This window comes from Marinomonas sp. G8-14 (genome assembly GCF_055808935.1).
Genome location: NZ_CM147891.1, coordinates 2,228,937 through 2,250,132 on the forward strand (window position 1 = coordinate 2,228,937; position 21,196 = coordinate 2,250,132).

22 protein-coding genes and 1 pseudogene are annotated in these 21,196 nt (G+C 43.0%); all 23 read right to left on the bottom strand.

The window, feature by feature from the left end:
* Window positions 1-2: 2 nt before the first annotated feature.
* Complete coding sequence (locus tag AC0L6V_RS11495; protein ID WP_265218576.1) at window positions 3-911, bottom strand: chemotaxis protein CheW; 909 nt, start codon at window positions 909-911, stop codon at window positions 3-5.
* Between the two features lie 8 nt (window positions 912-919).
* Window positions 920-1,693: a ParA family protein gene (locus tag AC0L6V_RS11500; protein ID WP_265218575.1), complete on the bottom strand. Its 774-nt coding sequence runs from the start codon at window positions 1,691-1,693 to the stop codon at window positions 920-922.
* 69 nt (window positions 1,694-1,762) lie between these two features.
* The gene (locus tag AC0L6V_RS11505) at window positions 1,763-2,542 is read right to left on the bottom strand and encodes an OmpA family protein (protein ID WP_418139043.1); all 780 of its coding nucleotides are present in this window, start codon (window positions 2,540-2,542) and stop codon (window positions 1,763-1,765) included.
* A 31-nt stretch (window positions 2,543-2,573) separates the two neighbouring features.
* Window positions 2,574-3,311 carry a flagellar motor protein gene (locus AC0L6V_RS11510; RefSeq protein ID WP_265218573.1) on the bottom strand — a complete coding sequence of 246 codons (738 nt, stop codon included), beginning with the start codon at window positions 3,309-3,311 and terminating at the stop codon, window positions 2,574-2,576.
* Window positions 3,311-4,375 (bottom strand): protein-glutamate methylesterase/protein-glutamine glutaminase, encoded by a 1,065-nt coding sequence (locus tag AC0L6V_RS11515; RefSeq protein ID WP_409419827.1) that lies wholly within the window; start codon window positions 4,373-4,375, stop codon window positions 3,311-3,313. Before AC0L6V_RS11515 ends, AC0L6V_RS11510 begins: the two co-directional genes overlap by 1 nt.
* A gap of 26 nt (window positions 4,376-4,401) precedes the next feature.
* On the bottom strand, window positions 4,402-6,678 hold the full coding sequence (locus AC0L6V_RS11520; protein ID WP_265218572.1) for a chemotaxis protein CheA: 2,277 nt from the start codon (window positions 6,676-6,678) through the stop codon (window positions 4,402-4,404).
* A gap of 12 nt (window positions 6,679-6,690) precedes the next feature.
* A complete protein-coding gene (locus AC0L6V_RS11525; protein WP_418139044.1) occupies window positions 6,691-7,410 on the bottom strand; it encodes a protein phosphatase CheZ in 720 nt (239 codons plus the stop codon).
* A gap of 79 nt (window positions 7,411-7,489) precedes the next feature.
* On the bottom strand, window positions 7,490-7,870 hold the full coding sequence (locus tag AC0L6V_RS11530) for a chemotaxis response regulator CheY (protein ID WP_204355562.1): 381 nt from the start codon (window positions 7,868-7,870) through the stop codon (window positions 7,490-7,492).
* A 54-nt stretch (window positions 7,871-7,924) separates the two neighbouring features.
* Window positions 7,925-8,664: pseudogene (locus AC0L6V_RS11535) on the bottom strand (RNA polymerase sigma factor FliA).
* 96 nt (window positions 8,665-8,760) lie between these two features.
* Window positions 8,761-10,044, bottom strand: a complete 1,284-nt coding sequence (gene flhF, locus AC0L6V_RS11540) for a flagellar biosynthesis protein FlhF (protein ID WP_265218568.1) — start codon at window positions 10,042-10,044, stop codon at window positions 8,761-8,763.
* Window positions 10,045-10,145: 101 nt separating this feature from the next.
* Window positions 10,146-12,263, bottom strand: a complete 2,118-nt coding sequence (gene flhA / locus AC0L6V_RS11545) for a flagellar biosynthesis protein FlhA (RefSeq protein WP_409419829.1) — start codon at window positions 12,261-12,263, stop codon at window positions 10,146-10,148.
* Window positions 12,264-12,296: 33 nt separating this feature from the next.
* Entirely contained in the window at window positions 12,297-13,013 is a 717-nt protein-coding gene (gene flhB, locus AC0L6V_RS11550) for a flagellar type III secretion system protein FlhB (RefSeq protein WP_418139045.1), read from the bottom strand.
* Between the two features lie 38 nt (window positions 13,014-13,051).
* Window positions 13,052-13,435: an EscU/YscU/HrcU family type III secretion system export apparatus switch protein gene (locus AC0L6V_RS11555; RefSeq protein ID WP_418139046.1), complete on the bottom strand. Its 384-nt coding sequence runs from the start codon at window positions 13,433-13,435 to the stop codon at window positions 13,052-13,054.
* Complete coding sequence (fliR, locus tag AC0L6V_RS11560) at window positions 13,428-14,210, bottom strand: flagellar biosynthetic protein FliR (RefSeq protein WP_265218567.1); 783 nt, start codon at window positions 14,208-14,210, stop codon at window positions 13,428-13,430. Before fliR ends, AC0L6V_RS11555 begins: the two co-directional genes overlap by 8 nt.
* Window positions 14,210-14,479 carry a flagellar biosynthesis protein FliQ gene (gene fliQ, locus AC0L6V_RS11565; RefSeq protein WP_111639204.1) on the bottom strand — a complete coding sequence of 90 codons (270 nt, stop codon included), beginning with the start codon at window positions 14,477-14,479 and terminating at the stop codon, window positions 14,210-14,212. The genes fliR and fliQ overlap by 1 nt, the downstream gene beginning before the upstream one ends.
* Window positions 14,480-14,481: 2 nt before the next feature.
* A complete protein-coding gene (fliP, locus tag AC0L6V_RS11570; protein WP_265218566.1) occupies window positions 14,482-15,219 on the bottom strand; it encodes a flagellar type III secretion system pore protein FliP in 738 nt (245 codons plus the stop codon).
* A complete protein-coding gene (gene fliO / locus AC0L6V_RS11575; protein ID WP_418139047.1) occupies window positions 15,216-15,638 on the bottom strand; it encodes a flagellar biosynthetic protein FliO in 423 nt (140 codons plus the stop codon). The genes fliP and fliO overlap by 4 nt, the downstream gene beginning before the upstream one ends.
* Before the next feature lie 6 nt (window positions 15,639-15,644).
* On the bottom strand, window positions 15,645-16,106 hold the full coding sequence (fliN, locus tag AC0L6V_RS11580; protein ID WP_265218563.1) for a flagellar motor switch protein FliN: 462 nt from the start codon (window positions 16,104-16,106) through the stop codon (window positions 15,645-15,647).
* 1 nt (window position 16,107) lies between these two features.
* Window positions 16,108-17,082, bottom strand: coding sequence for a flagellar motor switch protein FliM (gene fliM, locus AC0L6V_RS11585; protein ID WP_265218562.1), 975 nt, complete (start codon window positions 17,080-17,082; stop codon window positions 16,108-16,110).
* Between the two features lie 4 nt (window positions 17,083-17,086).
* Entirely contained in the window at window positions 17,087-17,467 is a 381-nt protein-coding gene (locus AC0L6V_RS11590; RefSeq protein WP_265218561.1) for a flagellar basal body-associated FliL family protein, read from the bottom strand.
* Entirely contained in the window at window positions 17,454-17,591 is a 138-nt protein-coding gene (locus AC0L6V_RS11595) for a flagellar basal body-associated FliL family protein (RefSeq protein ID WP_265218559.1), read from the bottom strand. Before AC0L6V_RS11595 ends, AC0L6V_RS11590 begins: the two co-directional genes overlap by 14 nt.
* Window positions 17,592-17,765: 174 nt before the next feature.
* Complete coding sequence (locus AC0L6V_RS11600; RefSeq protein ID WP_418139048.1) at window positions 17,766-19,424, bottom strand: flagellar hook-length control protein FliK; 1,659 nt, start codon at window positions 19,422-19,424, stop codon at window positions 17,766-17,768.
* Window positions 19,425-19,486: 62 nt separating this feature from the next.
* On the bottom strand, window positions 19,487-21,196 hold the full coding sequence (locus AC0L6V_RS11605) for a fused response regulator/phosphatase (RefSeq protein WP_265218555.1): 1,710 nt from the start codon (window positions 21,194-21,196) through the stop codon (window positions 19,487-19,489).

Here is a 21,196-nt window from a genome sequence, read left to right on the forward strand (position 1 = left end):
AATTATTTTACTGCTCTTCTAAACCCATTATTTGGGTCATCTAACAATTCTATAAAACCTTGTACATCAAGTATGGCACACATATGGTCAATCACGGTACCTGCCAACCAAGGTCGTTTACTTCTATCACTTCGCCACTTAACTTGTGATGGCTCTAACGTGATCGCCTCAGCAACACGTTCACACGCCACACCCCAATTAGAACGATCAAGCTGTATTACAAACTTAAAATTCTCTTTCATCTCACCCTGATAATGATTAGGCATGACCCAAAGCGCGGTGTCTACGGTTCTAAGATTAAACTCCCCCACATTTGCCACTCCCATAAACCAGTTGGGCTGCCCAAATATAGAAGTTAATTTATCCTTACTACTTTGGAAAATGCCACCTAATTCAACCAAGGGCACCGCCATTTTTAATCCACCAACATAAAAAAGTAGGCATTCAAACCGACCTGTTGCCCAAGGTAAAGGATCTGTCCTAGAAACCTTCTTAACAGGTTCTGGCTCTGGCTCTAATTCTGTCTCTAGTTCTAATTCTGGCTCTGACTGAGGCAGATGTGCTTCTTCAGCAGCGCCTGACAACCCACTCACTTGCGATGATATAGCTTCTTCAAAATCTTTGAATGAAGCATCTAAAGACGAAAGCTCACCTTCACTTAATCCATAATCCGAAGCTTTTGCCCCTTGTGCCTCTTCTGACTCATCAAAAGCTTCTAGTTCTTCTGGCTCTTCAAAATCTTCTTTTGTCTCTTCAGATCCATCCAACTCTTCAGCAGTATATTGATCTTCAATAACCTCTTGATCATCCGCTTGCTCAGTCGTCGCCTCCTGCAGCAAATCGTCAAGATAACGCTGTACTGCTAATTGCGGCCCAATAAGAGCTTGTTCTTTACTTTTTGTTTCTTTCATAACGATTACTATCTCGCTGGGGTCAGCAAAGAATCCATTAGGCTAGCGTAAGCCTTTATTCCTCGTGCATTAGGATCCAATGCAGAAGGCGCTATACCAGCAGTACTCGCATCCCTTAATTTGGTATCTACAGGAATAACAGAGTGCCACACTAGCTCTTCATAAGTGTCTTTTAGGCTACGCAGGCTTTTGTTAGATGCCTGAGTGCGTCGGTCAAATAAAGTGGGAACAATCAAAAATGGCACCGGCCTTTTTCGTGCACGGTTTATCATCGTCAGAGTTCTAACCATTCTCTCTAACCCTTTAATCGCCAAAAACTCAGTTTGTACGGGTATTACTAGTTGTTGACAGGCCGCTAACGCATTAATCATTAACACACCAAGGACTGGAGGGCTATCAATTAGCACATAATCATAATGGTCCCATAAAATCGCGAGAGTTTTCGAGACAACCAGCCCCATCCCACCCTGCGCTTGTGCGTGACGTTCTAGCGTGGCTAAAGCCGTAGACGCTGGTAATAAAGATAAATTTGGATGGCCAGTTTCTAGAATCAAGGAAGCGGGCAGATCTGCTGGAATCTTGTTAGGTGTTTGAAAGAGATTATAGGCACTCTTTTCTATAGAGTCTGGATCAAAGCGAAAATAACTGGTCAAGGATCCATGAGGATCTAGATCAATCATTAACACTCGATGGCCTGCGTCTGCTAACAATCCAGCCAAAGACACTACTGTGGTCGTTTTTCCAACGCCACCTTTTTGATTCGCCACTGCCCAAATGTGCACTCTGACTCCCCTGCTACCCTATGCGATTATTTTGCTTACGAATTCCTTGCAATCATATACAGTAATACGCTATTGAAACAAGTAATCATGTAGATTATCCGCCCCACGTTTACTAATTCGTAAAATGACTCGACGATTTTGTTGACGAGCAAAATCATTAGTATTTCTTACCTTAGGATGTTCACTTGAAAAACCAATTGGCGCGATCATTTTTGGATCCACGCCCCTGTAAACTAATTCATCCACAACGGAGGAAGAGCGTAAACTCGACAAATGCCAATTCGAAACTAAACGCCTTGAATTAACCGGCAAGTCATCAGTGTTACCCTCTACTAGTATTACTGATGGGTAAGCTTTTAGAACATTCGCCACTAAGATCAGCAAAGCAACCGCTTCATTCGTTAAATCGTATTCTCCTTGTCCAAACAGCAAACCAGATTTTAGCTCTAAGCTTACCCAATCGGCAGATTCGCTAACAGAAATTTGACCGGAAGCATGCAATCCCGAAAACTGGTTTTCCACCACTTGACTCAGAAGCGCATAAACCGCTGAGGACGTATTTTCTTCAATCGTGGGTGGCGCAGCTGGAATCGGTTTGGCCTCTATCACTTCAATATCTTTAGGCTCGCCAACAATAGGCTCGCCAATATTGATGGGCTTTACTGACTTTTGTACAGCATCAAACACACCCTGAAGTGTCTCTTTTAGGCGCTGTTCATCCCCTGAGTTTTTCAATGAAATAGAATACAAGGCAACAAAAAAGGCAAACAACAAAGTAATAAAATCGGCATACGACAGTATCCAACGATCTCGACCTTGCGCACCAGAGCTTGACGATTTAACCGCCATTCGACGACGCCTTGATGGTCGAACAGGAGTGTCACTCATACGTATTCAGCTCAAGCTCTAGTCGATAGGGGTGTTTGCCTATCGCAATGCCACAGATACCATCGATCAGTAACTGATGATATAACAACTCTTTTTCAATATAGCCGGTCAGCTTTTTGGCAATAGGAAAAATAACCAAGTTTGCAAACCCTTGTCCGTAAAGTGTCGACACAAAAGCCACTGCAATACCGTGCCCTAGAGCTTCAGGACTGTCTAAGTTTGCCATAGCTTGGATCAAACCTAACACAGACCCCATGATCCCTAATGTAGGAGCATAACCTCCAATTGATTCTATGAAAGAAACACTTTTCATGCGTTTATCGTAAATACGCACGGCGTCATCATTTAACCGATCCGCTAGCAGTTCAGGATCTGTTCCATCGATTGCCATTTGCAAAGCGCGGGATGAGAAACGATTTCCCATGGCATCAATATCAGACTCTAACGCCAATAATGACAACCTTCTGGCTTTATGGGCGAGATTGTTTAAAGTCGCTCTAGCGGAATTAAAATCGTAAACGGGTGGGAAGAGACTCCATTTAAGCAAAACAAGCGCGCGAGTAGCCTCTTGAATACTGCTTTGAATTAATGATGCCCCAATACTACCAACAATCACTATAATTGCTGAGGGAAGATTGAGAAGGAGAATAACCTCTCCTCCTCCTAACCAGTTAGCTAGAAATACAGAACTGAACGCAATGAGAAGACCAGCTAAGGTGACGAAATCCACTAACTGACCTCACGTGCAATACGTTCACCAATATGATTTAAATCTATGATTTCATCCGCTAAATTTGCCTTCTCTACTGCCATTGGCATGCCGTAAATGACACAAGACTCTTCGCTTTGAATCCAAACTCTTGAACCCGAATTTTTTAGCATACGAGCCCCTTCACGACCATCAACCCCCATTCCTGTCATCACCACAGATAGAACTTTTCCTGGATAACATTTGGACGCTGAACCGAAAGTAACATCAACAGAAGGCTTATAATTAAGCCGCTCATCACCATCTAAGATTCGAACACAACCACCATTACGAGGGTCGATCATCATTTGTTTACCACCCGGCGCTAGCAAAGCAACACCAGCCTGTAAACGATCTCCATCCTGAGCTTCTTTCACGGTAATTTGGCAGATGTTATTCAGTCGCTCTGCAAAAGCGCCAGTAAAAGCCGCAGGCATATGCTGAACCAAAACCAAAGGAGCAGCAAAATCTTTAGGCAATTTTGTCAATACGGCCTGAAGCGCCATCGGACCTCCGGTAGACGTACCGATGGCCACTAAACTCACCCGTTTCCTGACACGAGGTATAATAACCCCACGATCAGTAACGATTGGCTTAGGTGCCTCCCTAGGCGCTAAAGCAGCAACCGGCTCTCTGTTGCCAGAAAAACGGGTTCTAGCTACCAATAACACTCGCTCAACCAGAGCACGTTTAACCACGGCAGAATCACGAGAAATATCCTCGAAATTCTTTGGCATAAAATCAACAGCGCCAGCCTCTAGAGCATCCAAAGTGACTTTGGCACCCTCATGGGTTAAAGAGGAAAACATCAGCACCGGCGTCGGTTTGAGTTTCATTATATTGGCGACTGCTGCGATACCGTCTAAGACAGGCATCTCGTAATCCATCGTAACTACATCAGGCGATAAGGATTGAACTTTGTCTATCGCCTCTCTTCCATTATTTGCAGTACCGACAACAGTTAATCTGGGATCAGCTTCAAATATCTCTACTAAACGACGTCGAAAGAAACCAGAATCATCAACAACCAGCACCTTAACAGGCATATCACATCCCCTAAATGAAAAACCTACTACCTAGATGCGTAACACTTGAGCATACTAGGCACATCCAGAATCAATGCAATACGACCATCACCAGTAATTGTTGCGCCTGCCATACCAGCAGTACCTTGCAACATTTTTCCTAATGGCTTTATAACAACTTCTTCTTGGCCAACTAATTGATCAACAACAAACCCAACCTCACTCATACCCACTTGTACAACAACAACATGAGCTTCAGAGGGTAAATTATCCTTACTACTCCCCTTAATCAACCAGCTCTTCAGATGGAATATAGGAAGAGTTTTACCTCTAATAACAACAACTTGCTGACCATCTACGACGTTAGTTTTTTTCAAATTAAGGTGGAATATTTCATTCACACTTACCAACGGGAACGCAAAGGCCTGATCAGACAAGGTCACCATTAAGGTAGGCATAATTGCCAAGGTTAAAGGTACTTTGATGATAAAACGAGAGCCTTGACCAAGTACCGACTTAATGTCTAAGGTACCATTAAGCTGAGATATTTTGGTTTTCACCACATCCATCCCAACACCACGTCCGGACACATCGGTTATTTCTACTTTTGTAGAGAAACCTGGCGCAAAGATCAAATTAAAAGCTTCTTCATCAGACAATCTTTCTGCTGCGTCGGCTTCCATTAATCCTTTTTCAACCGCTTTTCTACGCAATAAACTCGGATCCATACCTGCGCCATCATCTTCGATAGACAACAGAATGTGATCACCTTCTTGCTCAGCAGATAGAATAACTGTCCCCATTCGAGGTTTGCCACTTGCCTCTCGGACATCTGGTGCCTCAACCCCATGATCCACTGAGTTTCGCACCAAGTGAACCAAAGGATCCGCTAACGCTTCAACCAAATTTTTGTCTAAATCAGTTTCCTCACCACGAAGAACAAGGTTAACTTCTTTCTTCATATTACGAGCAAGGTCTCGAACCACTCGAGGGAATCGACCAAACACCTTTTTGATCGGTTGCATGCGCGTTTTCATTACTGCATTTTGCAAGTCGCCCGTCACCACATCTAAATTGGCAACGGCTTTACCCATCGACTCGTCTTCACTTTGAAGACCCAATCTGACAAGTCGGTTACGAACCAATACCAGCTCACCCACCATGTTCATGATATCGTCTAAACGCTTAGTATCAACACGAACAGTGGCTTCTTGAGTAACAGGCGAGTTCGCTGTTTTCTCTTTCACACCATCCATTTCTGAATCATGTGGATCAGACACTTTGGGTTCTGGTTTAGGTATAGATTTTGGCGCAGCTTTCGCTTTAGGCTTAGCGGCTGGAACCTCTTTCGGCTCAGCTTTAGGCGCAGATGAACTAGGTTTCGTTGCTTTATCTTTACCTTGAAGACTATCCAAAAGTGATTCGAACTCGTCTTCAGTAATCAAGTCTGATTCAGCACCAGCTGACTCGTCTTTAGCAGACTTATCCGCCCCTGCTTTTGTTTTATCAGCACTTTCAGATTTTTTGCTTGGAGAACCACTTTCACCATGAAGTTTATCAAGCAATTCTTCAAACTCATCCTCTGTGATTTCGTCTGAAGGTGCATTTGATTGCTCTGTTTTATCTTGACTGTCGTTTATTCCAGGCGCACCACTTCCATGAAGCTGATTTAACAAAGCATCAAATTCGTCTTCTGTAATTTCATCGTCAGTTTTTGAGTCAGACTGACCTTTATCAGTAGCCTCATCTGCAGAAGTGTCACCAAGCGCATCTAACAATGACTCAAACTCATCATCAGAAATATCCACAGATTCATCAGAACTTGACGACGTGTTTTCGTCGTCCTCTTCTTCTATTTCATCTTGCTCTTCAGCAATATCTTCAACTTCATCAAGCTCATCCGTCTCTTCTTTCCCGGCAAGCTCTTCCGCTGTTGGAGGTTTTGCATATACGCTCAACGCAGCAATAAGTTCTGGAGACGCACGCTCTGGCTCCGCGCCAGCACGTACCGCGTCAAACATTTCGTTCACAGCATCAAGTGCTTGTAGAACAATATCCATTAAATCTGAGTCAATTTTACGCTGACCGTTTCTTAAAATATCAAAAACGTTTTCAGCATAATGACAACAATCAACCAATGCCGTTAATTGTAAAAACCCAGCACCGCCTTTAACGGTATGAAAGCCACGAAAAATCGCATTTAGTAGCTGTTTATCATTAGGGTTTTGCTCTAAATCTACTAACTGTTCGGAAAGCTGTTCTAGAATTTCACCAGCTTCTACCAAAAAATCTTGTAGAATCTCTTCATCGACCTCGAAACTCATCCTCAGCTCCTTCTAGAAACCAAGACTTGATAGCAAGTCGTCTACTTCGTCTTGACTATTCAGTACTTCAGGGTTGTTTTGTTTATTAATAGCTGGGCCATGTCCACGAGTGTCATCGTGTTCAGACTTTTTCTCTTTGTGTTCAATTCCGGAGATACTATCAACGCGTCCAGCAACAGCAACGAGATGCACAAGTTTGTCTTCTACATCGCGAATTAAATCATTCACTCTAGCGATAACTTGACCAGTTAGGTCTTGATAACCTTGCTCTAGAAGAATTGTGTTGAGGTTTGAATGCAAGGTGGTGGCACTTTCATCAGCATACGATAAAAACACATCAATACGCTTGTATAAGTCTCTAAACTCTTGTGGCGTTAAATCGCGTTGAATCAACCGACTCCAGTCTTTTCTCAGCTCTCTAGCCTGATTTTGTAGCTCACTGGCCACAGGAACACTACTGTCAACCATATCCATGGTTTTATTAGCAGCTGCACTAGTCGTTTCAATAACATAATTTAATCGATCTGATGCATCAGTAATTTTAGTGGCTGCATCGTGCCCACCTTCACCAACGACCAGATCCATTGAATCAATTTGAAAATCACGAATAGCATCATGCAGACTTCGAGTTAAACAACCCACTTCGTTATAAAAGCTATTATGACGAGCCTCGCTCAACTCTTGAATTATTTTAATCGCCCCACTAAAGTCACCGACTTCAATGTGGTTCAAGAGGCTCTACCGCACCGTCTTTTACTAGGTTTTCAAATTCCACTAGCCCAGATCCCAATACATTTGACATCTAAATTCCCTATTTAGCAGCGTCTATGCGTTCGAATATCTTCTCAATTTTTTCTTTGAGAGCCACTGCGGTAAACGGTTTAACCACGTAACCATTCACTCCAGCCTGAGCCGCAGCAATAATCTGATCACGCTTCGCTTCTGCCGTTACCATAAGAACAGGAATGCTTTTCAGTTTTTCATCAGCCCGAACCGCACGAAGCAATTCAATTCCTGTCATGCCTGGCATATTCCAATCAGTCACAAGAAAGTCAATTGTCCCACCTTGAAGTATAGGCAAGGCTGTCGTTCCATCATCTGCTTCGACTGTATTGGTAAACCCTAAATCCCGCAGTAAGTTTTTAATGATTCGTCTCATTGTCGAGAAGTCATCAACAATCAGGATCTTCATGTTTTTATCCAATGCAACCTCCACACCCCAAAGGTAATATTTCACAACTCATAATTAATCTCGCCAATCACTTAACCGAGGCTCTCAACCTCATAGCCGCTTGACTATGAATTTGACTCACTCTTGATTCACTGACACCTAACACAGCACCAATTTCTTTCAAGTTAAGTTCTTCATTATAATAAAGAGACAAAACCAACTTTTCTCTCTCCGGTAGATTATCAATTTCTTGCGCTAATTGATTTTGAAAACCACCCTCTTCAACTAACGAATAAGGCGCATTTTCAACTTCCGGCTCTACACTTTCCAAATTATTTGTATCAGAGTCTAGCATTTCTTCATAGCTAAACAACTGCGTCGACATAGAGGATTGAATCATTTCATGATATTCCTCAATGCTTATATCCATGTGAGCTGACACTTCCATATCAGACACTTCACGACCGAGTTTGGCTTCTAACTCTTTAATCGCATGAGCCACTGCCCTACCATTTCGTCGAACTGAACGAGGAGCCCCAATCGCTTTTTCGCACTTCGTCCATTATAGAACCACGAATTCGGATACCAGCATAGGTTTCAAAGCTTGCACCCTTGGTTGACTCAAAACGCTTATATGCTTCAATTAGCCCCATCATGCCAGCTTGAATTAAATCGTCAATATCTACACTATCAGGTAGACGCGCCAATAAGTGGTAAGCAATTTTTTTTACCAAATACCCATACTGCTCAACAATCGCATCAATCGAAAGCGTCGCTTTTTTAGAGTATGTGTCATATCCATTTTTGGTCTGCATAAAATAGTCTAAGCAACCTTTACCATTTAAGTTAGTTGCGCTAACTAACTGTACTACATAGTTTGGCGCAACGCTTTCAGTAATAACAAAATTTTACTAACTACCATACTTTAGTGACCCATAAAGCTGATTGTAATGTTCTGCAGTATAAACCGCTCTACTAATCAAATTATGCGCCCTAGCAGGCTCAATATCATCCGGAATTCTTTGACCATCCGCTATATAGACAACAGGCAGACCTTCCTCAATAACTACACTAATTGCTTCACCAAGTGAAGCAGATTCGTCTAACTTACTCAAAACACAGCCATCTAACTGAATTTGTGAATAAACATCAACCACTGTCTTCAAGACTTGTCTCTGACTTGTACAAGGCAATACCAACAATTTTTTTAGACTTGCTCTAGCACGCTTCATCATCAGTAGCTGTCGCTCTAGATTGGAGTCTCTTGGATTCATACCTGCCGTATCAACAAGCACCAAAGAGTAATGAGCGTACTTCGCTAACACTTCATTTAAATCTGAATATTCATTAACCACTTCTACGGGGACATTTAAAATACGACCAAAAGTTCTTAGCTGCTCATGGGCAGCAATCCTGTAGGAATCGGTGGTAATCAAAACCACCCCCTCTGTTCCATACTTCAAAACATGTTGAGCAGCAATTTTACCTATGGACGTTGTTTTACCAACCCCAGTCGGCCCCATAAAGGCAATACACCCTTTAAGCTCTGAAGAACTTGAACGAACAGGAATATAATCAGCTAAATGCGCAAGCAAACGATTCCAATCGTCTTCTCGCCCCTTTAAATCAATATCGTCAATTAATCTAGACACAACAAACTCTGACAAGCCTAAACCTTTTAGCTTTTCTCGCGCTCGTGACTCTATGGCGTTTTCTTTTGATTCAGCTCGGGCTTCACTTTGCTGACGTTGTTCCAGCATAGCTCGTACATTTTTTAACTCCAATTCCATATCACGCAATTGTTTCGCGCTATCGTTATTGTGTATGGACAAGGTCTCTTCTAACACTGGGTCTTCTTTATCACTCGATAAAGGTGGCATTTCAAACTGTGTTACTGGACGTTTTATCTCTTGAGGAGGAGTATTCTCTGCAGGCGGAGTCTGCAGCTTGGCTTTTTCTATACGCTCTAAATAATCCGCACTAGGATCAACATATTTATTAGGGCGAGGCGATGTTGAGCGCTTCGAGGTCATACTCGAAGGCAAAGAGCCGTCATAATCCAAAGCGGCGACAATTTCTATCTCGCCAGTAGGCAGACGCTGATTTGACAAAATGACCGCATCAGGGCCAACAGCATCGCGAACCTTCCGTATCGCTTGCCGCATGTCAGGTGCTCGAAACCGCCTAATTTGCATGAATAACTTAATCCTTACAGTGTATTTTTCTTACAAATCCATAGCTTACCCGAAAGATCCAAATAAATATAGACACAATACATCACGTCAATAGCTAGTTTTTATTGACCAATGACCCCTACCACGGTTATACGTTTATGGTCAGGCACTTCTTGATAGGAAAGAACAGACATATTGACCATACCATAACGCATAAAACGCGCCAACATTGGTCGTATGGGCGCAGATACGATCAAAATAGGCGTATTCCCCATCGCCTCCTGCTGCTCAGCAGATTGTCGCAACGACGCTTGTAACTGCTCAGCCATTTTGGGTTCTAAAATAAGCGCTTCTTCGTTTTTTATACCAGACTGCTGGCTTTGTTGAACCGTCTGCATCAGCATTTTTTCCAATTGCGGCTCTAAGGTTAGAACAGGGATTTCCTCAACCCCATCAGCCAATGTCTGGATAATCAAACGCGATAGGGATACTCGTACAGCAGCCGTCAAAATCATCGGATCTTGTGTTTTAGGCTGAACCCCCATAATAGCTTCTGCAATGGTACGCATATCCCTTAGCGGCACCCCTTCAATCAACAAATTCTGCAAGACTTTTAACAGCACACTCAAGGGCACTGTATTAGGCACAAGCTCTTCTGCTAACTTAGGATTATATTGTTTTAGCAAGCTAAGCAACTGCTGGACTTCATCATGACCAATCAATTCGTAGGCATGTTTATGCATAATTTGGTTAATATGCGTCGCCACAACCGTACTCACATCTACAACCGTATAACCGTATGTTTGAGCTTGATCTCTCTTCTTGGGATCAATCCAGACAGCATCCAGTCCAAACGATGGATCTTTGCCAGCAATCCCATCAATCTTGCCAAACACCTGACCAGGATCAATAGCCAAATCTTTATCAGGATGCACCTCCGCTTCAGCCAAACTCACCCCCATGAGTGTCACTCGATACGCATTTGGCATTAAATCCAAATTATCACGAATGTGTACGCTTGGTACTAAAAAACCTAAATCCTGAGAAAGCTTTCTGCGCACACCTTTAATACGCGCCAACAACTCACCACCCTGGGTTTTATCAACCAAAGGAATCAGTCGATAACCAACCTCCAGCCCCAACATATCCACTGGTGCAACATCATCCCAACTCAAATCTTTCGCTTCAGCAGGCATAGGATTATCTGCCGATGTCTTACCAGAGTTTTTTGGTCCTTGCTTGGACTTTTTCTTCTTATTGTATTCAAGAAAGTAAGCCAAGCCCCCTAAACATGCCGCTAAAGATAAGAAGGAAAAGTGCGGCATACCCGGCACAACCCCCATAATCGTCATAACACCTGCCGCGACATACAAAGCTTTGGATGAACCAAACATCTGACGGACAACTTGCGAGCCCATATCACCAGACTCATTAACACGAGTCACCATAATAGCGGCAGCAGTAGATAGCATCAATGAAGGCAGTTGCGCAACCAAACCATCACCAATGGTCAACAGTGAATACAGCTCAACAGCTTCTCTGAACGAAAGGCCATGCTGCGCCATACCGATAGACAAACCGCCGACAATATTAATCCCTAGTATCAACAAACCGGCAACGGCATCCCCTTTTACGAATTTTGAGGCACCGTCCATAGAGCCATAGAACTCAGCCTCAGAAGCGATCTCCATCCGTCGCTGTTTTGCCTGCTCAGCATCAATCATGCCTGCGTTCAAATCCGCGTCAATGGCCATTTGCTTACCAGGCATGGCGTCCAAAGTGAAACGCGCACTCACCTCAGAGATACGACCCGCACCTTTTGTTACTACAGCGAAGTTGATGATCATCAAAATAGCAAAGACCACAAAACCAACGACGTAATTACCGCCAATTACCACTTCACCAAATGCCTGAATAACCTTACCAGCCGCATCACCACCTTCATGACCATCCAGCAGCACCACACGCGTAGAGGCTACGTTTAATGCCAACCGCATAAGCGTTGAAACCAGCAAAACTGTTGGAAAAACAGCAAAATCCAAAGGACGAAGGGAATACACAGCCACCAACAACACGACGATGGCCAAGGCAATATTGAAGGTAAACAGCACATCTAGCAGAAAAGCGGGGATGGGTAAAATCATCATCGCCAAAAGCGATAACAACAATATAGGAATCCCTAGATTCCCACTAAAAATCCCTTGAACTTGGCCTGTAAGCCGACCACGATCAAAGTTCACACAACATCCCTACAAAAAAACAACAAAACATAATTAACGACCATCCCACTGAAACTCATCAGGCACATCTAAATTTGGCATTGATTCAGGCCTTGGAGCACCAGTGCGAGCATTACGCAATTGATATACATACGCCAATAACTGAGCCACCACTTTAAACAAACCTTGCGGTATTTCATCCCCGATTTCGGTGTGATGATAAATTGCCCGCGTCAATGCTGGAGATTGTATCACAGGGATATCATAGTGATTGCCCACTTCACGAATTTTCAACGCAATAAAATCACCACCTTTGGCCAATAGTATCGGCGCACGCCCCCCCGCCTGATCGTATTTTAACGCCACCGAAAAGTGTGTCGGGTTGGTGATAATAACATCCGCATTTGGCACATCCGACATCATCCGGTTCATGGCGGCTTGCCGCTGCATCTGACGGATACGCCCTCTGACCAAAGGGTCACCTTCCTGTTGCTTAAACTCGTCCTTCACTTCCTGCTTGGTCATTTTAAGCTTTTCTTTATGAGACCAAACTTGAAAAGGCACATCAATCGCCGCAATTAATGCCAAGGCGAGACTCACGAAAATAAAAGACCAAATAACGATATCAATGCCGTGAGCAATCGATAATTCAACTGACTGAAAAGTAAGCCCTAGTGTCTCTGGTAAAAAATAGACAAGCACTAAATAAGACACAATACCGACTAACGTCACCTTAGCAATCGCCTTTAAAAGCTCCACCAATGATTGCACAGAAAACATTCTTTTTAAGCCAGCTATTGGAACTCATCTTACTGAGTTTGGGCAATAAAGGCTCCCAAGAAAAATTGAGCCCCACCCAAGGCAATACTCCCTATAATACCAGCAACCGCTAAAACAGACATAAGCAGAATCATTGAGTCCATCATAGCCACAACAGACTCATAGAGATGAAAAATCATCCGACTCAGATCGAATACATCATCTCGCTCAACCAAAAAATTAAAGTCAAAAATAACCGCCAAATCCCGAACCAGTAAAGTGCCAGTTCCATATAAGGTTACTGCTGCGACAATTAATAGCAGAGCCGAACTTAAATCTTTCGACCGAGCAATGTTCCCCTTATCACGTGCATCCTGAAGCTTCTTACTACTGGCACCTTCGGTTTTTTCGCTGCCATCTTCGTTCTCAGCCATTTATCTGGATCCCCCATGTCGTTTTCATCCAGTCAATCATCTCTGCAAAAAACAACAAATAGATATTCAAAAAATCATCCAACATAATCCAGAAAAAGAACAACGAAAATAACATGATAATAGGAAAACCCAGTGCAAAAATATTCAATTGAGGAGAAGCCTTAGCCACGACCCCAAACGACAAGTTAATCACCAATACAGCAATAGCCAAAGGCATCACAATAAGCAAGGCTTTTTCAAACATCCACCCACCTAACAACACCAGCTGCCAATAGCGCTGGCTATCAAAGCCACCACCAATCGGCCAGTAAGTAAAACTCTCTGCTAGATACTCTATCATCACTAAATGCCCGTTCGTACCCAAAAAGGCCAGCGCAACCATCGACAAATAATACTGTCCAAGTGTGGCAACAGAAATACCGTTCGCAGGATCATTAGACATAGCAAAGCCTAATCCCGCCTTCATTGCTGCCAACTGACCCGCAAGGGAAAACAATTGAAACAAGATAGTCACAACAAAACCCAGTACAAAACCAATCACCAACTGCTCAGCAATCAAAACAATATAAGCAGGCGAAATAGGATCGTAGTTAGGTACTTCGATGACAGGAGTAATAATGATGGCAACAACGAATGAAAACGCAATACGCACTCTAGGACTGACTAGGCGACTGCCAAACAAAGGAAGTGCCATAAAAAAGGCGCCAATACGAAAAAATGGCAAAAGAAAACTAATCGTTAAATTGAGCAGCTGATCAGGATAAATCTCTAACATCAGCCTATTATCATAGGAATATTAATGAATAAACTGGTCGTGAAGTCCATCAGCTTCATTAAGATCCATGGACCTAATTGCATAATAACCAAAATGGTCACAATTAATCGGGGTAAAAAAGACAAAGTTTGCTCGTTAATCTGTGTTGCGGCCTGAAACACACTGACAATTAAGCCCACAAGTAAGCTTGGCATCATCACCACACCGACAATAAGAACAATTAAATAAAAACCTTGCCCATATAAATCTAGTACTACTTGAGGATCCATAATTAAATCCCAAAACTCGCCGCTAAAGTCCCCATAATCATAGACCAACCGTCAACCATCACAAAGAGCATGATTTTAAAAGGCAAAGAAATAATAATCGGCGATAACATCATCATACCCATTGCCATCAACACACTTGCTACGACCATATCGACAATTAAAAAAGGAATAAAAATCATAAAACCAATCTGAAAGGCCGTTTTCAACTCACTGGTCACAAAAGCAGGCATCAATATAGTGAAAGGAAGCTCCTCCATGGATTGAATTGTGCCTTCTCGGCCAGCCAGCTTCACAAAAAGTGAAATATCATCCTCTCTTGTTTGTGCAAGCATAAAATCACGGACAGGAATGGATGCGGCCTCGACAGCTTGAATAGAAGTCATTTCTTCTTTTAAATAAGGCTGTAAAGCAACTTCATTCACTTTATCTAATGTCGGCGTCATGATGAAAAGCGTTAAAAACAGCGCCATACCTATCATAATTTGGTTAGACGGTGTCTGCTGTAAACCAATCGCTTGACGCAAAATAGCCAACACAACCACGATACGGGTAAAAGAAGTCATCATCATCAAGGCGGCAGGCAAAAGCGTTAATGCCGTCATGATAAATAGAATTTGCAATGACACAGTGTAATCTTGACTACCGTCTGGATTGGTCACCACTTTTACCGCAGGCAATCCCACTTCCGCCCAAGACAATACCGGAAACGTTAACAATAAGAGTAGTACATAACGAATCATTGACTGTCTCCAGTACTTTTATTGTCAGCTGTGTTTTCTTTATCGACTTCGTCCATCACAGAGGCAAAGGATTTTGCTTTAGGCGCAAAGCTTTTCAAGTGTGTTATTGATTGAGACGTCACACCAATCAATAAACGCTCACCTTCAACCTCGACCAGCATCAATTTTTCTTTTGTACCCAGCGATTGTACATTAATGATCTTTATTTCAGATTGTCCCAACTTCATCTGGGCAAACTGAAAACGCTTCATCAACCAAAGACATGCTGGGATAAAGGCGATCACAAAGATCAAAGATATAACCACTTTCCAGATAGAGGAGGCAACAGACACTTCTTGCATGCCTGCTGCATAAAGAGGGGAGAAAGCCATAGAAAACATGGCAACAAAAACACATCGAATAAGAAAAGAAAAAATCAATTGCTACTACTTAAGTCGTCGAATTCGCTCACTAGGTACTACAACATCCGTCAAACGAATGCCATACTTATCATTCACCACCACTACCTCTCCGTGCGCAATCAAAGTACCGTTCACCAGCACATCCAACGGTTCACCAGCAAATCGATCCAGCTCAACAACAGAACCCTGCGTCAATTGCATTAAGTTACGAATAGCAATTTCTGTATTCCCCAACTCCATAGAGAGAACAACAGGAATATCCATAATCAAATCAAGGTCTGAGCCAACACCACCAGTTGGTACGGAAGGATTTGATAATGTTTCTAACTTAACTGGCTCAACTTTTTGCTCAGACATAGCAGCGGCCCATTCATCCTCAAGTTCTTCACCACCATTAGCGTCACCAGACTCCGACATAGCTGCCGCCCATTCATCCGCTAAATCGTCATCCATCCCTGCTGCATCTGGGTTCTGTTCTTCTGCCATGTTATTTCGCTACCTTCGTTTTAAAACTTTCTATCATTTGCACTGAATAACGCTCATTGCTTATGCCCAATTTGCCTTTGAACGTTGGCACACCATTGGCCCTAACGGTGACAAACTCTGGCATTTCTATCGGAATGATATCACCTGCTTTAAATTTTAGTACCTCACCAAGTGAAATTTTCCGATTGGCGACATTGACCGATAAATTAACATCAATCTCTTTTACATCTTGCTCGAGCGATTTCCCCCACCGATCATCTTTTTCATCGACATCACTCTGCACCCCCGCATCAAGTAACTCTCGCACCGGTTCAATCATCGAATAAGGTAACGTAATGTGTAACTCACCACCACCGCCATCTAATTCTATGTGAAAAGTAGATACCACGACGACTTCACTTGGGCTTACGATATTTGCCATCGCCGGATTCACTTCTGAACTAATGTATTCCAGCTCTAACTTTAGCACAGGCGCCCAAGCCTCGGTTAGATCCTTAAAAACCTGCTCAAGCATCAACTGTACAATGCGAATTTCAGTGGGTGTGAATTCTCGTCCTTCGATTTTAGCGTGTCGACCATCACCGCCAAAAAAATTATCAACCAATTTAAACACTAGCTTAGCATCCAGTATAAAAAGTGCCGTACTTCTTAAAGGACGAAATTTCACCAAATTCAAACTGGTTGGTACATAGAGCGTATGAACATATTCACCAAACTTCATAACCTGAAGACCGCCAGAGGATACATCCGCCGTACGTCGCAACATATTAAACAAACTAATACGAGTATAACGTGCAAAGCGTTCGTTGATCATCTCCAGGGTGGGCATGCGCCCACGCACAATGCGCTCTTGACTGGTAATATCGTAAGATGCCACACCATTGGCATCTCGATTATCCTCTTCCGCAGGCTTTTCATCGGCACCATGTAAAAGCGCATCGATTTCATCTTGGGATAATAAGTCTTGAGCTGACATAATCTTATTGCATCACAAAGTTAGTAAATAATACGGCATCAATACCACCCTGTCCTGTTTCTTGCTCTAGAATACCGTTGATGGCATCAAGAGCCGCCGCTTTTAGAGCAACCTTACCCTCAGCGGTTTGCAATTCGTCAAATGACTGACTGGAAAACAGCAAAACAAGACTGTTGCGGATCAGCGGCATATGTAAGGTTACCGCGTCGATTTGGGCCGCATTTTTTGACTTAACACTCATGTTGAGTTGAACATATCGCTGACGACCTTCAACCATGAAATCTATGGTAAAAGCAGGTGCCAAATCCAAATAAATGGATGGCTCATTCGCTAGGGCGGCGGTTTCTGACTCAGCGGAGTCACCACTAGCGCTAGGCCCACTCAATAAAAAAGTAAGCCGCAGCGCCACCACCAATTAAGACGAGAAGAAGAGCAACAATAATAATCAGTTTTTTCTTACCGCCCGACTTCCCTTCTTCTGCACCAATATCTAAACCATCTTCAGCCATATCAACAAACCTTAGCTATATCAAATTCTTTCTATAAAACGAACGCTTATAGCATCCTTATTCTCGAACAGCACTCTATTCTACAAAGAATCATACGCAGCACCATCAATTTCTCGTAAGTTTATGCATAGTAGTCAATACCCGATGCTGAGACATAAGAAACATGATTCGCCACTAATTCGTTATCAAGGTCCTCATTGGCAACCAGCCCCCCTGATTCACGCCACTATTTCGGTAGCCTCCACGCTCTTGCGCACCCGACGTATCTTGCTGTGATACATCAACATCCGCCCTGCTTAAATCCATGCCCTGTTGTGCTAGCATTTCACGGAGACGCGCCATTTGCCCCTCCAGTAGATCCCTAGCCTGTGGCGTCGCAGCAATGAAACTCACTTGAGTATTAGAATCACTGTCTACTGATATCTTAACGGTAAGACTACCAAGCTCAGGAGGATCCAATCGAATGTGTGCAGTATGACCACCATCACGGGCAATCCAAGCCACTTTTTGCGTCATTTCCCCAGCCCATCCAGGATGTCCTGGCGGCACACTCATAGCTAAATTTTGCTGCGGATTTTGTGCGACAACCGTGGCAGCGGCTACTCCCACAGCAGCTCGATTAACATTATTTTGCAAAGAACTATTTAGACCACCTGTAGCATCATCTATAGCCTTACCATCTAGCTGCGCAGACATGCGACCTATCATCGCTTCCTGTTCTTTCTTACGCAATTCAATTGGCTCATTGATTAACACACCATCCTCTCCAAGCAAAGTCTCTGCTGAATCTGTCACGACCTCGGAAGATAAAGGGGCATCAGTAGCAGAGCCTAATAAAGCAGATGGAACGACGTCAACTCGACTTTCTTTATTAGCCGCATTGACCAACACGCCTGCCGCTAGGGCCGCTGAGGCTGTTTTCCCCACATCTAATACCGCACTCTCGGCTGCCTCTTTTGGTACAGCCTTAAGAGCCGACGCATCCATTTGAGACAGCACCCAAGATAACTCACCATTATCCTGCTCTAAAGACGTATCAGGAACACTATTATCAGCATCAACAAGTGGCATGTTCGCTTTATCTAATGGAACCGACGCTACTTGTTTATTTGTACTATTCATTAACATTCCAGCCGTGCCACCCAGTGTACTCAATACCCCCGCCTGATCAGCAACTTTATTTTCCTTTGCCATAGAACCAACAGCTTCTGTGGAGCCATCACCAAGTTGCAATGAGGCTGTTACGTTGGCACCTTCTTTTAGGTTCGTTTTTAATTCAACTGGAGGCTCAACTTGACTTTGCGCAGATACCATGGAACTTTTAGTCGGTAAATTCTCACCATCGAGCTGCAAATCTTTGCCACCTTTGATCGATGAGTTTGTCACTACAACAGTTTCATCTGAAGAAGATGTGAGAGCTGAGTTCGCCACTTTGCTTTCACCATTCACGACTGGTGAAGTTTCGATGCTAGAACTTGAAGTGGGCTTAACTAAGGAAACTTCAGTAGAAGAAGCCTCTGCAGCAATTGGGGAAGAAGCCTCAGCAGCAGACGCCTCAGCAGCAACTGAGGAAGAGGCCTCGGTAGGAGACGCCTCAGCAGCAACAGCAGAAGTCTTAACTGAAGAAGATTCAGTAGCGGGTGCCGCTGGAGCCCCATTGGATACAGACGAACCATTCGCTACCACCTCTTTTTTTGCATTATGAGCTTCTTTGGCATTATGCAAATCCTTCGAAAAAGCCACACCGCTTTCTGAGGAAGCTTTAGCTAAGGCTGCTTTTTTAGGTGGTATACTTGACGATAAAGATAATACTGTATTTGAATCTGTGCGCATATTTTTCTCCGACAATGGAGAATGGTATGCAATTGCAAGGCCAATTTAATGACCAATCTTGTTTAACTATCCAAACCCACTTGCCAATCATAATAAGCGGTCACAGCTCGCCCTCCCTTGGAAAACTCCAACTTAGAACAAAGCTGATCCAATAAGGCCAAGCCACGATTATACAATAACTCCGTATTGGATATATCGAAATTCACGCGCTTAAAATCAAACCCTGAGCCACTGTCTTCTACATACAAAACAAGTGCTCGGCGATGATTATCCGACGTTACTTTCACTGAAATCTTAACGTAGCCATTAGTCAATTTAGCCAAACGACTTTCACGTTCCTCATAATATTCTGAAAAACCATCGCTTGAACTCTTCTTTTCCGAGTTAAGCTGCAAAACACCATGCTCAAGTGCATTTGAGTATAATTCAGATAAAATCATAAATATCTGACTTGAAAAGCTGCTTAATCCTGGCACTGTTGTCAGTATTTGCAACACATAAGGCAACGGGTCTGTGTTCCTCAGAGAATGGGCGTTTAAAACATACTCAAAGGAAAAATCTGCGGGCGCTTCATGATGCGCTAATGAATACTCTCGTTCTGAAGAGTCAATCCCAATATTGGCATCAAGACGGACACTAAGACAGGACATATCATCATGAGGGTTTTTCAATACCCCTTCTTGCTCTAACTGCTCAATCAGCCAATTTACTGAATGATCAGCGTCAATATGTCCTTGATAAAGTGGATTGAGAATAGAATGACAAAACATCTGTCCAGATGCATCTTGGGCTTCATAAACACCATCAGAAAATGCCATCAATCTATCTCCTGGGCGAAAAGAGATGGGATCGATTTGGCATTCAAAGGCATCTGGAGACAATACCCCCAGAGGCAAATTTTTTGAGGGAAAACGGATTGGCTGACTCGCTTTTTCAGAAAAAAACAACACGTCAGGCAAACCACCATTCCAAATTTCAATACTTTTATCGTTGACCTTGATATCAATAAATACAGCACTGCAGAACATATTAGCAGGCAAAATACGTTTAAGACGCGCATTTATTTCCGGAATAATCTGACGCATCAGAAACCCTTTCTTTGTCCAATCAAAGAAAATATCAGCGAGGGGTAATGCACCAATGGCGGCAGACAGTCCGTGACCGGTAAAATCCCCCAGTAATAGGTGCATTCCACCATTAGGTTTATAAGCCGCTAAAATAACATCGCCATTAAAAGTATGAGTTCCATAATGGAAAGTAGATAAAGCAGGGTCTTTCAAACAATTCGAATGCGTTATATTTTCATAAACGACCTTTGCGATGTCTTGGTCATTAAGCAATTGTTCATTGTATGTACGCATCGCATCGCGTTGTTCTTCAAGCTTTTTTTGCATAACCAATAAACGCACAATGGCATTTAACTTTGCGGTTATAAGAGCAGGACTATAAGGTTTGGAAATAAAGTCTGTTCCCCCAATTCTCAAACAATTAGACAAGGCAATAGGATCAGACACACCAGAAAGAAAAATAATAGGAACAAAAACATCACCAGCAATACGCTGAATCTCAAAGGCAGCTTCCCAACCATCTTTATGAGGCATCTTAATGTCTAAACATACTAACTGAATAGTATGAGGATCAAATTTATCAATTGCATCTTGCCCATCGACAGCAGACACTACTTTATGCCCAAATTGACTCAAAATCGCTTTTAACAGAATACGATCAGACGGATTATCATCAGCAATCAATATGGTTAAAATTTGCTCCAT

Excerpts from the sequence above, each read along its gene's own strand:
- AC0L6V_RS11495 (WP_265218576.1), bottom strand. The coding sequence starts at position 911 with ATGAAAGAAACAAAAAGTAAAGAACAAGCTCTTATTGGGCCGCAATTA.
- AC0L6V_RS11505 (WP_418139043.1), bottom strand. The coding sequence starts at position 2,542 with ATGGCGGTTAAATCGTCAAGCTCTGGTGCGCAAGGTCGAGATCGTTGG.
- AC0L6V_RS11515 (WP_409419827.1), bottom strand. The coding sequence starts at position 4,375 with ATGCCTGTTAAGGTGCTGGTTGTTGATGATTCTGGTTTCTTTCGACGT.
- AC0L6V_RS11520 (WP_265218572.1), bottom strand. The coding sequence starts at position 6,678 with ATGAGTTTCGAGGTCGATGAAGAGATTCTACAAGATTTTTTGGTAGAA.
- AC0L6V_RS11530 (WP_204355562.1), bottom strand. The coding sequence starts at position 7,870 with ATGAAGATCCTGATTGTTGATGACTTCTCGACAATGAGACGAATCATT.
- flhF (WP_265218568.1), bottom strand. The coding sequence starts at position 10,044 with ATGCAAATTAGGCGGTTTCGAGCACCTGACATGCGGCAAGCGATACGG.
- AC0L6V_RS11555 (WP_418139046.1), bottom strand. The coding sequence starts at position 13,435 with ATGGCTGAGAACGAAGATGGCAGCGAAAAAACCGAAGGTGCCAGTAGT.
- fliR (WP_265218567.1), bottom strand. The coding sequence starts at position 14,210 with ATGTTAGAGATTTATCCTGATCAGCTGCTCAATTTAACGATTAGTTTT.
- fliQ (WP_111639204.1), bottom strand. The coding sequence starts at position 14,479 with ATGGATCCTCAAGTAGTACTAGATTTATATGGGCAAGGTTTTTATTTA.
- fliP (WP_265218566.1), bottom strand. The coding sequence starts at position 15,219 with ATGATTCGTTATGTACTACTCTTATTGTTAACGTTTCCGGTATTGTCT.
- fliN (WP_265218563.1), bottom strand. The coding sequence starts at position 16,106 with ATGGCAGAAGAACAGAACCCAGATGCAGCAGGGATGGATGACGATTTA.
- fliM (WP_265218562.1), bottom strand. The coding sequence starts at position 17,082 with ATGTCAGCTCAAGACTTATTATCCCAAGATGAAATCGATGCGCTTTTA.
- AC0L6V_RS11595 (WP_265218559.1), bottom strand. The coding sequence starts at position 17,591 with ATGGCTGAAGATGGTTTAGATATTGGTGCAGAAGAAGGGAAGTCGGGC.
- AC0L6V_RS11600 (WP_418139048.1), bottom strand. The coding sequence starts at position 19,424 with ATGCGCACAGATTCAAATACAGTATTATCTTTATCGTCAAGTATACCA.
- AC0L6V_RS11605 (WP_265218555.1), bottom strand. The coding sequence starts at position 21,196 with ATGGAGCAAATTTTAACCATATTGATTGCTGATGATAATCCGTCTGAT.